This window comes from Pedobacter hiemivivus (assembly GCF_004331685.1).
In the GTDB taxonomy this organism is placed as follows: Bacteria; Bacteroidota; Bacteroidia; order Sphingobacteriales; family Sphingobacteriaceae; genus Pedobacter; species Pedobacter hiemivivus.
Window position 1 is genome coordinate 193492 of record NZ_SJSM01000003.1, and the last position, 16189, is coordinate 209680.

Genomic DNA, 16189 nt, shown 5'->3' on the forward strand with positions numbered 1-16189 from the left:
GGAGGCTGATTATTACATCATGCCACCCATGCCGCCGCCGCCCATTGGAGGCATACCGCCAGCAGGAGCATCTTCTGGATCATCAGCCAATACAACTTCTGTTGTTAACAACATAGCTGCAATTGAAGCTGCATTTTCCAAAGCTACACGACCAACTTTAGTTGGGTCAATAACACCAGCTGCAATTAAGTTTTCATAAACATCAGTACGTGCATTGTAACCAAAGTCACCTTTACCTTCTTTAACTTTTTGAACTACGATAGAACCTTCAATACCTGCATTTTGGCAGATTTGACGTAATGGCTCTTCGATAGCACGACGAATGATCTGGATACCAGTAGTCTCATCATCGTTAGCTCCTTTCATGCCTTCCAATGCCTCAATAGCACGGATGAAAGCAACACCACCACCAGCAACAATGCCTTCTTCAACCGCTGCGCGAGTTGCATGTAATGCATCATCAACACGGTCTTTTTTCTCTTTCATCTCTACTTCAGAAGCTGCACCTACGTAAAGAACAGCAACACCGCCAGCTAATTTAGCTAAACGCTCTTGTAATTTTTCTTTATCGTAATCAGATGTAGTAGTCTCGATTTGAGCTTTGATCTGGTTAACACGAGCTTTGATATCTTCAGACTGACCAGCACCGTTGATGATAGTTGTATTGTCTTTATCAACAAGAACTTTCTCAGCAGTACCTAAGTAAGTAAGGTCAGCATTCTCTAATTTATAACCTCTTTCTTCAGAAATAACAGTACCACCAGTTAAGATAGCGATGTCTTCTAACATTGCTTTTCTTCTGTCACCAAAACCTGGAGCTTTAACAGCTACAACTTTCAGAGATCCACGGATCTTGTTAACTACCAAAGTAGCCAATGCTTCTCCATCTAAATCTTCAGCAATGATCAATAAAGGCTTACCAGTTTGAACTTGTTTCTCCAATACAGGTAATAATTCTTTCATGTTGCTGATCTTTTTGTCATAGATCAAAATGTAAGGGTTTTCTAATTCCGCTTCCATTTTATCAGCATTAGTTACAAAGTATGGAGATAAGTAACCACGGTCAAATTGCATACCTTCAACTGTTTTTACTTCAGTTTCAGTACCTTTTGCTTCTTCAACAGTAATTACACCATCTTTACCAACTTTACCCATTGCTTCTGCAATTAAAGCACCAATAACCTCATCATTGTTAGCCGAAATAGAAGCTACTTGTTTGATTTTGTTATTGTCTTCACCTACAGTTTGCGACTGAGCTTTTAAGTTTTCAACGATTGCAGTAACCGCTTTATCGATACCACGTTTCAGATCCATTGGATTTGCACCAGCAGCAACGTTTTTAATACCAGCAGTAACAATTGCCTGAGCCAATACAGTTGCAGTTGTAGTTCCATCACCTGCGATATCTGCAGTTTTAGAAGCTACTTCTTTAACCATTTGAGCACCCATATTTTCAATTGGGTCTTTCAACTCAATTTCTTTCGCAACAGTTACACCATCTTTAGTGATTGCAGGTGAACCAAATTTCTTGTCAATAATTACGTTACGTCCTTTTGGACCTAAAGTTACTTTTACTGCATTAGCCAAAGTATCAACACCTCTTTTCAGGGCGTCACGGGCTTCTACATTATATTTTACTTGTTTTGCCATTGTTTTTTAATAGTAAGTATCTAGAAAAAATACTGTGTTTATTAATTAGTTTGTTTTTCAAGAGCAAAGCCAGAACGGCCCTGCCATTAATCTAATATCTCAGTACTAAGAAAGTACTGCGTAGATATCGCTTTCACGCATGATTAAATAGTCTTTACCATCAATAGGAAGCTCTGTGCCACCGTATTTGCCATAAAGAACAACATCACCTACTTTTACAGTTGGTTTTTTACCTTCTGAATCTTCTTCAGAAACAGATACAACAGTTCCTTTAGATGGTTTTTCTTTTGCAGTGTCAGGAATATAGATTCCAGATGCCGTCTTTTCTTCTGCCGCAGCAGGTTCAACAATAACTCTGTTTGCTGTACCTGAAATGGGTTTAAGGTTTAAAGCCATAACTTGATATTAATTTATTTTTTAAGTTAAAATTTAAAATCGTATAAACTACGTGGTAAAAGTATATCAGTTTTTATGCCAATGCAAATCGGATTGACAAATTTGCAAGCATTGTCAGCTAACATATTTTCCTAAAGTACTTTTGTGTCAGAGTGGCAGGACACAAAAAAGCCCGGTATTGTTTATACCAGGCTTTCTATTGCAAAATAGAGTTTTTATTTTTTTGTTGTATCTCCGGTTGCAGGAGCTGCAGCTGGTGCTGTTCTGCCACCAATAGGAGATGGAGTAGGTGTTTTATCTAAATGCTCTTGAATTTTAGAAGCTTCACCAGTAGAAGAACTTCCAGATTTAGCGATCGTCGTAATCGATAAAGTAAGCACTACAATTAAAGTCAATAAAACCCATGTACCTTTTTCTAAAACATCACCTGTACGTTGAACACCAAACATGTTACTGCCTGATCCACCAGTAGCCAAACCACCGCCTTTAGGATTTTGTACCAAAACAAACAGCCCTAAAGCCACGCAAATAATGATTAATAAAATAATTAAAAATAGCATAATCTTATATTGTTAAATTTTCTTTTCTATAGATTGGATAAGGTCGGCAAAGTAACGTCTTTTTTCTGGAAACTTCAAACTTAATTTTTCGTACGTTTCTATTGCTTTGTCGTAAAGCATTTGCTCGATGTATATTTTAGCTAAAGTTTCTGATACCAGGTCATTATGATCCTCGGCACTCTTTTTAGCTTTATTCTCGTTGTCGATTTGTTCTGGTTTCGGTGGACTGATCTGTGGATCGTTTTTAATAAAGCTCTCTATGATCTCATTGCCCTTGCTGGTCGTTCTAAACCCATCGGTATTGTAGCCTTCTTCAGAATCGTCGTTAAATGGACTCTGGAGGTGGAATATATGCTCCACATATTGCTGCTGCAATTCATTTGGTCGTTGGGTTGAAGCCGGTTTTTGTCCTTCAGGTGAATTTACCCTTTTCGGTGCAGCATAAGGTTGAAAGATCTGCTGATGCTCTTTTCTTGTTTTTGCCAGCCACCATAAAAATGTATATGGCAATTGATCATCGTCATACTTGCTAATTACAATAGGCTCCTCTTCTGGTTTAGACGAGGCTGACAAAGGTGGCGAAGAAGGTCTGAAATTTGGATCTTCCTGATCTGGAATAACCGTTTCTGCAATAAAATTCTCCTGAAAAGCAAAGAAGTCTGAGGAAACAATGCTCTCCATCACCAACTCATCTTCAGGTTTTAGGCTAACCTCAGTAATTTCTTCAAACACTTCCTGCTCATCCATGCTGATCAGGTTTTCAACTGGCTCAGAAATTTCAGCAGGAACTTCATCTATTGTTGATGCTTCAAGCGGATCAGGCTGACTGGTCTGATCAAATGCAGAGCTGATAACTTCAAAATTAGCGGTATGAAGATCTTCAGGAGCATGAAGTAAAGTATGAAGTAACTGCCCATTGGTATACAAAGCAGCAGTGGCCAGATTGTTATTTTGTTCCGGTTCCTCTAGTGTAGCTTTCGCCAATAAAAGATGCAATGGTTGAAAATAAGGATAAAGCAATGCTAAATCTTTTAACACAGGAGCATCTTCCCTGCTTACCTTTTCAGGCGATGAAAGCCATACCCCCAATTGTTGTTTTATATCTAATTCCTGCTCCACGTCGCTAAGTTAATAATTGATCTCTACTTTAGCTTACCATTGTGCAAAAGCTGCGTTAAAAATATCTTCCGTCAATTGTGCGGTCACGTCTTTGATCAAGCCCTGCTCCATAGACTGAATGCTTCCCACAAGTTTAAATACTTTATAGCGTTCAAAGGATTTTTCAAAACTCTGTTTAGGATTGATGTTGTTAGTGTATTTTACATTAACACTGATCGTCAATCTGTTGGCGCCTGCCACAGGATTTTGATTGTCCGTAATCGCTTCAGGAGTGATGCTATATCCAGTAATATTTCCCGAAAAAACGCCATCAGGATCATTTTGTGTAATCGAAAGACTCGTTTGATTCCTGATCCTGGTCTTTAACTCCTCTGTAAATTGAGAACTTAAGTAAGGAACTACCAGCGGGGCATTGTTTTCAAAGACCTGTACGTTCACTGTTTTCATCCCAACAGTAGAAGCTCCGTTTAGTGATATTTTGCAACCACTCAGCGCAAAAAACAAAACACATAGTATAGATAGTTTTTTCATCGTTAATTTAAGTTCAATTCTTTAATTTTTCTATATAAAGTGCGTTCCGAGATGCCCAATTCCTGTGCAGCAAATTTACGCTTACCCTTGTGTTTTTTCAGCGCCTTCTTAATCAGGTCAGATTCTTTGTCAATCAAGGACAAGGATTCTTCAATTTCCTCCGCATCCTGCGTATAGTTGTAATCAACCGGCGAATTCTGTGAAGGATTTTTAATCGTTAAGGTGGAATCATTACTCATCGTTTGATCCACATCCTGGTAAAGTTGATTGATGTAATGTGGGTTGTCTGCCATGATATGAGCCGTATTGCCGCCGCTTTGAATAATCTCAGCAACCAGTTTTTTCAACTCCATCATGTCCTTCTTCATGTCAAAAAGAACCTTGTAAAGGATGTCACGTTCCGTAAAATCCTCCTTACCGCCACCATTAATGGCCACAGGCAAGTTGTTTGCGCTTTCATTAGGGATGTAATTTAGCAAGGCTGCAGCAGTTACATTCCTGTCCTTTTCCAACACACAGATTTGTTCGGCTATATTTTTTAGCTGCCTAACGTTTCCAGGCCAGCTGTAATTACTCAGGATTTGTATGGCTTCAGGCTCAAGCTGTATGCCCGGACTTCTATACTTATCACTAAAATCTGCAGAGAATTTCCTGAAAAGAAGATAGATGTCTTCCTTACGCTCATGCAAAGCAGGAATGCGCAAAGGCACAGTGTTTAATCTGTAATAAAGATCTTCACGGAATTTGCCCGACTTTACCCTGTTGTAAACATCAACATTTGTAGCCGCAATAATACGCACATCAGTTTTTTGCACTTTTGATGAACCTACCCGTAAATATTCGCCACTTTCTAGAATTCTAAGCAAACGCGCCTGGGTACCCAAAGGTAATTCGGCTACCTCATCTAAAAAAATGGTACCCCCATTGGCGACTTCAAAATAACCTTTACGGGCTTCATGGGCACCTGTAAAAGATCCTTTCTCATGACCAAATAATTCGGAGTCAATGGTGCCCTCAGGGATTGCACCACAGTTTACGGCAATAAATGCACCGTGTTTGCGGGTGCTCAGTTGATGAATGATATGCGAGAAAACTTCCTTACCACTACCACTTTCTCCGGTGATCAATACAGACATGTCGGTTGGTGAAACCTGTCTGGCTATATCTATCGCTCGGTTGAGTAGCGGAGAGCCCCCTATAATTCCAAAACGGTTTTTAATGTCTTGTATATCCATTTAATATTACTTAAACTACAGTTCCCAATAACGTGGCAGATGTACAACGATCAACGTGTACATTTACGTATTGACCTGCTTTCACTCCTTCACTTGCCGGGAAAACAACCATTGCATTCTGATCATTTCTTCCACAAAAATCTTTATCCGATTTTTTAGAAGTACCCTCCACCAAAATTCTAACAGTTTTTCCAACAAATTGTTGTAGTCGGAACAAAGAAGTTTGTTGTTGCTTTAATAAAATTTCAGCAAGTCTGCGTTTTTTTACCTCTTCAGGGATATCATCAGCATACTTACGTGCAGCCAATGTTCCCGGTCTTTCCGAGTAGCTGAAGGTAAAGGCGAAATCATAACCTACGTAATCCATGATGCTCAACGTTTCCTGATGCTCTTCTTCGGTCTCCGTACAGAAACCAGCAATGATATCAGATGAAATTGCGCAACCAGGTATAATCCGTCTAATGGCATCAACTCTATTGATGTACCATTCGCGTGTATAAGTCCTGTTCATCAGTTCCAGAACCCTGGTACTGCCCGATTGAACAGGTAAGTGGATATAATTACAAATATTGTCGTATTTCGCTATGGCATATAAAACTTCGTCAGTTATGTCTTTCGGGTGCGAAGTCGAAAATCTAATCCTCAAATCAGGACTGATTAGTGCTACTTTTTCAAGCAACTGGGCAAAGTTAACTTCTGTTTCCGCAGTCTCTTCCGCATCAGCGCCTTTCCATTTATAGGAATCCACATTTTGTCCCAAGAGCGTTACCTCTTTATAACCTCTATCAAAAAGGTCTTGGGCTTCGGCTAATATAGAATATGGGTCACGACTTCTTTCGCGGCCACGGGTAAAAGGAACTACACAAAAAGAACACATATTGTCGCAACCACGCATAATAGAAATAAAAGCAGTAATGCCATTTCCATTTAAGCGAACAGGACTGATGTCTGCATAAGTTTCCTCACGAGATAACAATACATTAATGGCTTTATGGCCACTTTCTACTTCGCTTAACAATTGCGGAAGCTCACGATAAGCATCTGGACCCACTACAACGTCAACCAATTTTTCCTCTTCCAGAAACTTTGATTTTAAACGTTCAGCCATACAGCCCAATACCCCAACGATTAATTTAGGATTTCTACGCTTCTCCGCACCAAATTGTGATAACCTGTTGCGTACTCTTTGTTCTGCATTTTCACGGATCGAGCAGGTATTGATGAATACCACATCTGCTTCTTTATAGTCGCCGGTAGTTTCAAAACCCTGATCCAGTAAAATAGAAGCTACAATCTCGCTATCGGCGAAATTCATCTGGCAACCATAGCTTTCAATATACAACTTTCGTCCATTACGCACTAAAGGTGCATCAATAACCAAAGCCTCTCCCTGGCGCTCTTCATCGTGTGTTTTATCTGTAAGTTGTAAATCAATCATTGGTTAACATTATTATGGGCTTCAAAAATACGGAATTTAATTTACAAATGACAGATTGGCAGAGACGGAATAATAATAACTAAGTTTCCTTTTATATATTGTGGCGCTGAAATTGTTAGTGCTACTCATATGCAAAACGTTGTTATCAAAAGTAGATCAGGGAAATACAAAAAGAGAATATGGATAATTTCCATATTAATTGTGTTGATTGTAGTTGTAACCGGAATAATGTTGCTAATGGCGAGGTGGAAGCCCCTGCTTTCTCAAAAGCTAAAGGATGGGGTGTATAACCGCTCCTTTAATCTTTATAAGCTGGATTTTAAAGATATTAGCATTAATCTGCTAACAGGAAGTATCGAATTACAGGACGTGTCGTTAGTTCCAGACACTAGTGTTTATAATCAGTTTAGAAAGTTAAGGGTTGCTCCAGCCAATATCTTCGAGGTAAAACTTGAGCGATTGCAATTGAATAGAGTGGCCTTGTTAACTGCTTATTTTAAAAGAGAAGTAGAGATAAAATCGATTGTTTTAGAGAACCCGTCGATTAACGTAACTCACTATAAGGTAGAAAAACTCCCGGAAGAACTTGAAAAGGAGGATCAGACTTTGTATGACCTGATCTCCAATAGAGTTAAATCGATTGATGTTAAGCGAATTAAAATTATTGATGCAGATTTCGACTATATCAATGGGGATAATTTTAAAAAAATACATTCCGTAAAACACCTGAGCATTAATGTCAATGATTTTCTGCTGGATTCTGTTTCTCAGTTTGATACCACAAGATATTACTACGCAAAGGATATTGGCTTTGAATTAACAGGCTACAAATCGATTAGTAAAGATAAAATGTATACCATCAAGGTCGATACGATCAGAGGTTCAGCATTGCATAAATCTATAGACATCACGGGGGTTCAAATGATTCCTATGTATCCCGATCTGGCCTTCTCCCGTAAATACACTTATGGAAAAGATCGATATGATCTTAAATTTAATACCATTAGCCTTGAAGGCGTAAACTTTGCATTGTTAGATGCTGAAGAAAAACTACAGGCAAAAGCTTTAAAAATAGGGCCTGCCAAAGTAAATATTTTTGTAAACCGAGAGCTGCCCCCACCACCCAACCTGGATAAAGTCAGGAATTTTCCGCATATGGCGCTTAAGCGTTTACCTATACCTACCGTTGTAGACACGGTAAAATTGAATAATATTGACCTGGCTTATACAGAGTACAATCCAATCAGTCAGAAGAGGGGAACAGTATATTTTCAAAACTTAAGTGGTCGCATCCTCAATGTGACCAATGATACCCTGCAGCTGACTAAAAATAACCATGCTGTAGCAAATTTGACTGCTCTGGTGATGAAAACCAGTCGTATAAATGTGCAGATAAATTTTAACCTCACGGACAAGAATGCCGCTTTCAGCTATAACGGAAATGTAGCTCCCATGAATTTACAGGCTTTAAATCCGATGGCAAAAAATATGGGATTAGTGGAAATTGAAAGTGGACAAATGCAAAAACTGGATTTTAATATACACGCTAATGCCAAAGGCTCTTCTGGGAAGGTTCATTTTTATTATACCGATCTTAAGATAAAACTACTGAAAGAGGGCGAAAATGGAATGGCTCCTAAAAAGAAAGGATTTTTATCCTTTCTGGCTAATAAACTCTTGATTGAAGACGCGAACCCGATTAAGGGAGAAGCCGCGCGTACGTCGAATGTTACTTTTCAAAGAACCCCAGCGGCATCTTTTTTTAACCTGATGTGGAAAAGCATTTTTATAGGTATGCGAGAAACAGTAGGATTAGGTATTGTTCCAGTTAAAACCCCGGAACAAGCCATGGATAAAATAAAAGATAAGAAGGAAGAGCGCCGAAAAGAAAAAGAAGCTACAAAGAAGAATTAATGCCTAAGCTGTCACAATAATTGTATATTAGGCTAACCACCCTGTTGCTTATGACTGTGAATGTTGGAAAGAAATACATCATACTTAAATGGTTTGCTGCAGCCTTGCTGTTTGTTGCTTTAATACTGACCGGAATAACCTGGTACTTTAGTGTTAAATTGAAACCTATAGTTACGGCCGAATTAAAGGAGCTGGTTTTGAAAACCACAGAGAACCTTTATCAAGTAGACTTCTCTGCTGTTAATGTGAATGTGTTAACAGGCATATCGTCTTTGTCGGATGTAACGATTACGCCCGATACTGCTGTATATCGTCAGCTCATCGCCCTTAAACATGCCCCCAATAATTTGTACAAGATAAAGCTTAAAAAATTAGCCGTACGAAACTTTCATCCTTTTAGGTTGTGGCGGGATAAAAAGTTAAACATCGATCTGCTGTTGTTCGATAATCCATCTATTGAAATGACCAATCGGCAGTTTGATTACAATGATGAGAAGCTCCCTCATCCTATAAAATCTCCTTATGATTACATTGAAAAGTACCTTAAAGAGTTGCGCATAAAAACAGTAGATTTTAAAAATGCCAGCTTTAAATACATCGACAATAATACTCCTGATCAGCCGAAAATTGATTACGTAGATAGTTTAAATATCACATTGAAAGACTGGCTGATCGATCGGCATTCGGCTAATGACAAAAGCAGGCTTTACCTGTTGAAGGATGTGATTATTAACCTTAATGCCTATTCCTATGCAACTTCTGATAGCTTGTATTTTGTCAAGTTTAACCGACTTGATTTTGCTGCATCTTCGGGCAAGCTAGATGTAAAGAATTTTAGTCTTGAGCCTCGGGAGAGTGAACATCAGTTTGGCAGTACCTTAGGCTATGCTAAAGACAGGTATAACATACAGATTAGCAGCATCGGCTTTACCGGAATTAACCTTCCTTTATATATCTTAAAACAAGAGTTGTTTGCTAGAGAAATGACGCTCGCCGATGGGACTCTGGCAGTGCTAAATAACAATACACTCCCTAAAAAAGTAGTCAATAAAATAGGATCCTACCCACACCAATTATTGCAAAAGGCAAATGCTAAATTGACGATAGCGAAGCTGAATTTAGACAATATAGACATCAGTTATAGCGAATTTGGTCAGGAGGGGAAAGGCAAGGGGGTAATTATGTTTGAAGAAACAAGGGGGACGATTACGAATGTGACCAATCTAGAAAAGGTGATTGCTAAGGATTCTTTAGCTGTAGCTGCATTAACTTCTCGTGTGATGGGCTCGGGGAAGTTGGATGTAAACTTTAAATTCAATCTTGCTGCCAAAGATGGGGCTTTCTCTTATGCAGGTGTGTTGGAGGATATGGAGGGAAGAGCATTTAACAGGATCACTAAACCATTGGGATTGGTAAAGGTAAATAGTGGGCATATCGATAAGCTGGCATTTGATGTCAAGGCAAATGATGAGGTGGCAAAGGGGACAGTTAGCTTTGCCTACAAAGATCTTTCTCTGGCTGTACTTAAGAGAGTAAAAGGAGAGGATCGCCTGGTAAAACAGGGCTTAATTTCATTCCTGGCAAATGCATTGGTTATCAATTCTTCTAATCCCAGTGTAGATGGAAAGTTTGTCACCGCTACTGTTGATTATAAACGCGTACCAACAGCCTCTTTCTTTAATTTTATCTGGAAAACACTTTTTCAGGGTGTTAAATATAGTGTAGGGTTTACGCCAGCAAAGGAGAAAAAGATTAAAGAGCAGATTGCTAAATTTGGAAAGATCAAAGCAGATCGGCAAGCAAGGCAGAAGCGCCGGGCAGAACGGTTAAAAATGAGAAAGTAAAAATGTCCGAAAAGGTATTGCCGTTTTGCTAAAGCGTTCGTCATTCTGAATTTATTTCAGGACCTCGCACCAACTATTCGAAAAACATGCTCAAGAGAGATCCTGAAATAAATTCAGGATGACGATCGTACCTTTTCGGATATTCCTTTTTTTATTATTTATTGACTTTCAATTTCTTCCCCGCCAGGTCTTCCCAGCGATAAAGTTGGAACGTTTTGTTATCACTCATCGCAACAAAGAGTCCATGCTTAAAGTCATTGTTCAGTGCTTTTGAATAGATATCAGAACCATCGCTATTGTTGGTGGAGGTAGGAATGCTGGTGATCAGCACATGCTTGTTCGGATCTTGTTTAGTGCCCTCACGATTAAATACCTGAAAGTGATTTGCTGCCTGATCTGAAACCAATATATACCCAGCGCTATCGGTAGTTTTATAAATGCTAATCCCCTCGTTATCCTCTTTAAATCCTGTTGTAGCAAATAAAGCCAGTTCCTGGTTTCCTTTTGCTGGATCAGCATAATACTTTCTGACCCCAAATTGCTCGTCAGAATAGTAGATATAGCCTAGCTCGTTGTCAACTGCTATAGATTCGATCTCTTTTTTGCCGCTATATTTACCAAACTTCCTTTTTAAGGTCGCTTTCAATTGGCCCTTGCCATTGTCTTCCAGTAAGTATTGCCACAAATATTCCCCTGCTGCAGGGCCAGATTTGCGGCCTACGATAGCATAGATTTGCCCTTGCGGATCTGTATACATAGCAATGCCCATCAGGTCTCTGTATAGTTCGCCGGTTTCACCTTCAAACATGGGTAGTCCACCATTGTCTATCGGCTTCATATCAGGTAAAGAGAATACCCTCAGTTTGTGCGTCATTCGTTCGGTAGCCACAGCAATGTCTACTTTCTTTCCACCCAGGTTTAAACCATAGGCCACATCAACGTTATTAGGTCGCTTTAGTCCTTTAACTGTTTTCTCTTTAATTATCTTTCCTTGTAAGTCAAAAACGTATAAACCGCCGTTTTCATCTTTGTCAGTTCCAATGATTAGTGATTTGGAACTATCTGCCGGATTTACCCATATCGCAGGATCATCAGAGTCGAATTGTAGAGGTTCAGTTACGTAAAGAGGTTTAATTGCCGCAGTGTTTACTGGTTGATTTTGGCTGCAAGCTGCTGTAAATAATAATATGGATGTTGTAAGGCAGAGGATTGAATTGGGTTTATTCATTAAATATAGGTTTATATGCTGTTGTCCGGTTGTCCGGAACAACAGCATGATTGATAATTTGTTTAGTTAGCTGATCCGTAAGCACCAATATAGTTAGCTGGTGCTGGTGAGGTATAAGTAATTCCATTTAGGACTAAACCTGCAGCATGATGACGTGTAAAGTCCGTTTTTCCTTTGCCAATTGCCGGAGAGCCAGCTTGCAAATGGAAGTTCCATGCGGTGTTAAACGAAGCATTGTTAACATCTGTGCTCGTCGGATAGTTCAAAAATTTAGGGTCGTTGTCTCCCGCAGTTTTTCCAATCACATCATTGATGCCACCTACGATATCTGTGGTTGGCTGAAACTGATTAACTGTGGTTTGATTGTACCCATAGTATAGGTTGTTCCCGAATAAAGATCTGGCATCTTCAGGGGCTTTAGTATCTCTTTTTATGCCAAAGCGCGTATTTGCAAACATATTGTTAAATACGCTTACACGGACTGTTGCTTCTACCCAGATAGATCCACCTTTGGCTGATGGTCTGCGCCATCCTGTATTAATAAGGGTGTTATTATATACCACAACAAAGGTTTGAGGGCTACGGTCACCACTATTAGATAGCTTTAATGCATTGGTATTTGTACTGTATACCAGGTTGTAGGCTACGTCAGCTAAACAACCTGATTTTAGGTTGATGGCTTCTCCGCCTGTTACTCCCGTAGTGTAGAATAGGTTGTTCGCAAAAATGATCTTTCCCCCCTCTATATAAGTACAATCTTCCTGCAGGTTTCTAAAAATGCTATTGGTAACCACAAGCTTGCCATTTACATTAGAGAACCACAATGCAGGTAGGTTTTCTCCGGCTTTTTGTTTATAGAGCTTTTGTTTTACTGAGGTAGAGGCATCAGAAGTTGTTGCTCCAGCATATTCAATAATGGTATAGTTTAGCAGTAGTTCTGCACAACTAGGAGCCGCTAAAATACCTCCCCATAAACGACCGAATTCATTTTCTTTCGTTCTTAATGCCTCCTCAACGGTGAATTTTATTGGGAATGCCTGGGTACCCTCTGCGTAAAGATTCCCTTTCACAATGATCTCAGGTTTAGCTACAGCATCCATAATCACGGTTACACCTTCTTCAATAGTTAATGATTGCCCCTCAAGGATGATAATGTCTCCTGTGATGTGCTGCACGCTTCCTCTTTTCCAGATGCCCGAAACTTCGCCAATGGCTGATCCGTTTCCAGTATCAGGATCCACATCAACATTGGCTTTTTCACAGCCTGCAAATATTGCCATGAATATGGCCAAGTAGATAAACAGTTGTTTTGCTTTCATTTTTTCTCTTTTATAATGAATGATCAAATGGGTTATAATTTGTAGCGTACGCCTAATAAATAGGTTTGTTTGTAGTAGTCATTGCGAATCAGCGTTTTGCCATCAAATTCTGTTGCGATGTTTTTATTATCAGGATTGGTCCCTTTGATGAATAGCTTTAAAGGGGTATTCAGTAGGTTTCCTCCTTTTATAAAAATGCTCAGATTGTTTTTAAATTTCTTTTCTGCAGAAAGATCCATTTGTACGAATCCCTGCTGCCAAAGGTCATTGTCTAAAAACTGAGAAACGGTGTTAATGCGAGGACCAGTATAGCCAGCAGCAAGCTGTGCGTCAAATCCATTTTTACCACCTTTGTAGAGTAATGAAATGTTACCGATGTGTTCAGATTGGCCATATAACGGGCGACTCTGATCTACAAAAATTGCATCGAGATTTCCGTTTTCATTTCTTATTCTTGTGGTTTTGGGTGTAGTAATTTTAGAATGAGTATAAGTATAATTGGCTTTAATGCCAAACTTATGAATGAACTTAATGTAGTCAATCTCTAATCCGTAATTACGGGCATTTCCAAAGTTACCTGGCAAATAATAAGTATCCTGCGGACGTGTCGGATCAGGTTGAAAGCTATATTCTATTGGGTTTTTTATGTTTTTGTAAAATGCACCGACAAGCAACTGGTCATTTCCATTTGGAAAGAGTTCATAACGCAAGTCATAATTGTCAGCTGTTGCACGTTTCAAATCAGGATTTCCTTTTTCCTTGTAATCATCCTGCACCAATCCACCACCTGGAACGAGTTCATAGAACCCTGGACGGTTTAACGAGCGGAAGTAAGAAGCGCGTAGTTGCTGTTTCTCTGCAAGTTTATATTTCAAGTTTAAGCTTGGCAGGTAATCAGTATAAATCTGTGATCCTATAGGCCGTAATTCTGCAGTAGGGAAGAGCATTTTATAACCTTGGTCGGTATGTTCTATCCGGAGACCACCTATTACCTGTAAGTTCTCGGTGTTTAAAGTCACCATTCCATAGCCTGCAGTCATTTTTTCAGACGCATCATAGGTTAATGCATTGTCTACTGATCCAGCGGGGTTTTTTAGCGTCCACTCGATTTCTGTATACTTATTGAAATCTCTGCCAAATAATGCTCCGGGGTTTTTTGAAGTGAACACGTATTGATTGTAGAAACTACTACGTTGTTTATCACGGTACAATCCTCCAGCAGTAAATTCTGCTTTTACTCCCGCCAATACGGTGTTGTAACTTAGGTCCAGATAACCAGCTTTGTCCTCCTCTGTATTGCGTTCCCAACGACGGGTATAGGCGTCTCCAATAGCAGGAGCAAATGTGCGGCGGTCTTCAAAGTTCTCTCGAATCCCAAGAATATTAATGTTGTTTTGATCTGGCGATTCGTTTTTAGCTGATGAATACACTGCAGACCAGTGTAGTTTTAATTTTTCGGGAATAAGCTGGTGACTTCCCTGTAAAGTACTGTTGTAGATTTGTTGTTCTGTCAGGCGTGTGCGTGTAGCATAATTGAGCTTTGCACTTCCTTTTTCAGGGAAATACTCACTGGTGAAATCAATTGATTTTGAATCACGAAGTTGCAAACTGTTTAAATCTACATATGCATTGTACAGACTTATTTGATGGTTTTTGTTAAATACGTAATCCAATTTCGCATGCGCTCCGTAACGCTTTTGCTGTTCGGAGTACTGCCTTTCATCCTTAGTCATGATGGCTCCAACTTTATCGGTAGCCACAACTTTTGTGTTGTAAAATGTGCTGTTACTTCCTCTGTAGTTATTCTGGTAGCTTCCCGCAAGTAGAATTCCTAATTTATCATTGAAATAACGGTTGCCTATAGAAAGACCACCCACTATGTTTGGCGCAGGATGTTTAGCCGTATAATCTACCATCCCTTTAGGGAAATCTGAGGTGGTGGCCTGGTAATTCTTACCATTGATCTCATAAGGTGACTTGTGGCTGATGTCGGAAGCGTTAAAGGCCATAAAATCTCTATCAATAAACATTTGACTATAGCCTGCTGCGAGGTTTGCATTGACTTGCAACTTTTCAGGTGCATCTTTCATCACCATATTAACCACGCCGCCAATTGCATCAGCCTCCATATTCGGCGTTAGTGTCTTGTAGACTTCCAGTCTTTCCAATAGCTCAGATGGAAAAATATCCAATGGTACGTAACGGTACTTATTATCAGGACTTGGAATTTTTACGCCATTAACCAGCGTGTAATTATACCTTTTATCCATTCCTCTTACGATAGCATACTGACCATCGCCATTGCTGCTTCTTTCAATGGATATTCCTGATACCCTTTGAATAACATTCGCTACGGTTAAATCAGGGGAAGCCTCAATGGCGCGGCCCGATACCACGTTAACCAATTGCAATGATTTCTGTTCAATACGTCTGGCCGTTTTCTCTGAACCACCATCGCCTTTGCCCGAAATCAATACCTCACTCAAATCCTTGTCCTTACTTTCTGACAGATAAATTTTTAAGGTAGGATTGTCTTCTTTTAAGATGACGATTTGTTTTAATAAAGCTTTATACATTAAATAGGATACTTTTAGCGTAAAAGTTCCTGCGGGTGGATGCTTAATCTCAAAAGATCCATCGAGCCCTGTTAAGACTGCTTTATCGGTTTGTTCCAATCGTACTGATGCGCCTGCAATGGCTTCACCGGTTTTCTGGTCATAAACATAGCCTTTCAAGCTCGTGGCTTTTGCTGTGGCTATACTTAGTAATAAGCATAAAAGAACTTGTAAAGTTGACTTCATCTTGCGAATAATTTGTTTGTGTTTTTAATTATGCTGCAAATGTGTAAACCTCCACAGATACTTGTCAATTTTGTCCGTGTACAAAATGTATACAGCGTTACAAAGACTATATACAGAACGTATACATCGTATACTGTTTTTGTCTAATTGGTTG

12 protein-coding genes are annotated in these 16189 nt (G+C 39.4%); 2 read left to right on the forward strand and 10 right to left on the reverse strand.

The window, feature by feature from the left end:
- Positions 1 to 12: 12 nt before the first annotated feature.
- From groL to miaB, 7 genes are all read right to left on the reverse strand, one after another.
- Positions 13 to 1650, reverse strand: a complete 1638-nt coding sequence (groL, locus tag EZ444_RS07000; RefSeq protein ID WP_131608016.1) for a chaperonin GroEL — start codon at positions 1648 to 1650, stop codon at positions 13 to 15.
- 105 nt (positions 1651 to 1755) lie between these two features.
- A complete protein-coding gene (locus EZ444_RS07005) occupies positions 1756 to 2046 on the reverse strand; it encodes a co-chaperone GroES (protein WP_131608017.1) in 291 nt (96 codons plus the stop codon).
- A 215-nt stretch (positions 2047 to 2261) separates the two neighbouring features.
- Positions 2262 to 2606, reverse strand: coding sequence for a preprotein translocase subunit SecG (gene secG / locus EZ444_RS07010; protein ID WP_131608018.1), 345 nt, complete (start codon positions 2604 to 2606; stop codon positions 2262 to 2264).
- Between the two features lie 12 nt (positions 2607 to 2618).
- Positions 2619 to 3725, reverse strand: coding sequence for a hypothetical protein (locus EZ444_RS07015; RefSeq protein WP_131608019.1), 1107 nt, complete (start codon positions 3723 to 3725; stop codon positions 2619 to 2621).
- 33 nt (positions 3726 to 3758) lie between these two features.
- A complete protein-coding gene (locus tag EZ444_RS07020; RefSeq protein WP_131608020.1) occupies positions 3759 to 4256 on the reverse strand; it encodes an LptE family protein in 498 nt (165 codons plus the stop codon).
- 2 nt (positions 4257 to 4258) lie between these two features.
- A complete protein-coding gene (locus tag EZ444_RS07025; RefSeq protein ID WP_131608021.1) occupies positions 4259 to 5491 on the reverse strand; it encodes a sigma-54 interaction domain-containing protein in 1233 nt (410 codons plus the stop codon).
- Between the two features lie 10 nt (positions 5492 to 5501).
- Positions 5502 to 6929: a tRNA (N6-isopentenyl adenosine(37)-C2)-methylthiotransferase MiaB gene (gene miaB, locus EZ444_RS07030; protein ID WP_131608022.1), complete on the reverse strand. Its 1428-nt coding sequence runs from the start codon at positions 6927 to 6929 to the stop codon at positions 5502 to 5504.
- A gap of 129 nt (positions 6930 to 7058) precedes the next feature.
- On the opposite strand from miaB, the gene EZ444_RS07035 reads away from it, so the two are divergent.
- Together EZ444_RS07035 and EZ444_RS07040 are read left to right on the forward strand one after the other, a co-directional pair.
- Positions 7059 to 8843 (forward strand): AsmA family protein, encoded by a 1785-nt coding sequence (locus tag EZ444_RS07035; protein WP_131608023.1) that lies wholly within the window; start codon positions 7059 to 7061, stop codon positions 8841 to 8843.
- 50 nt (positions 8844 to 8893) lie between these two features.
- Positions 8894 to 10687 carry a hypothetical protein gene (locus EZ444_RS07040; protein WP_131608024.1) on the forward strand — a complete coding sequence of 598 codons (1794 nt, stop codon included), beginning with the start codon at positions 8894 to 8896 and terminating at the stop codon, positions 10685 to 10687.
- A gap of 154 nt (positions 10688 to 10841) precedes the next feature.
- Here EZ444_RS07040 and EZ444_RS07045 read toward each other — a convergent pair whose 3' ends face one another.
- From EZ444_RS07045 to EZ444_RS07055, 3 genes are all read right to left on the reverse strand, one after another.
- Positions 10842 to 11915: a phytase gene (locus EZ444_RS07045; RefSeq protein ID WP_131608025.1), complete on the reverse strand. Its 1074-nt coding sequence runs from the start codon at positions 11913 to 11915 to the stop codon at positions 10842 to 10844.
- Between the two features lie 62 nt (positions 11916 to 11977).
- Positions 11978 to 13234, reverse strand: coding sequence for a right-handed parallel beta-helix repeat-containing protein (locus tag EZ444_RS07050; RefSeq protein WP_131608026.1), 1257 nt, complete (start codon positions 13232 to 13234; stop codon positions 11978 to 11980).
- A 32-nt stretch (positions 13235 to 13266) separates the two neighbouring features.
- Positions 13267 to 16035 carry a TonB-dependent receptor gene (locus EZ444_RS07055; protein ID WP_131608027.1) on the reverse strand — a complete coding sequence of 923 codons (2769 nt, stop codon included), beginning with the start codon at positions 16033 to 16035 and terminating at the stop codon, positions 13267 to 13269.
- Positions 16036 to 16189 lie beyond the last annotated feature (154 nt).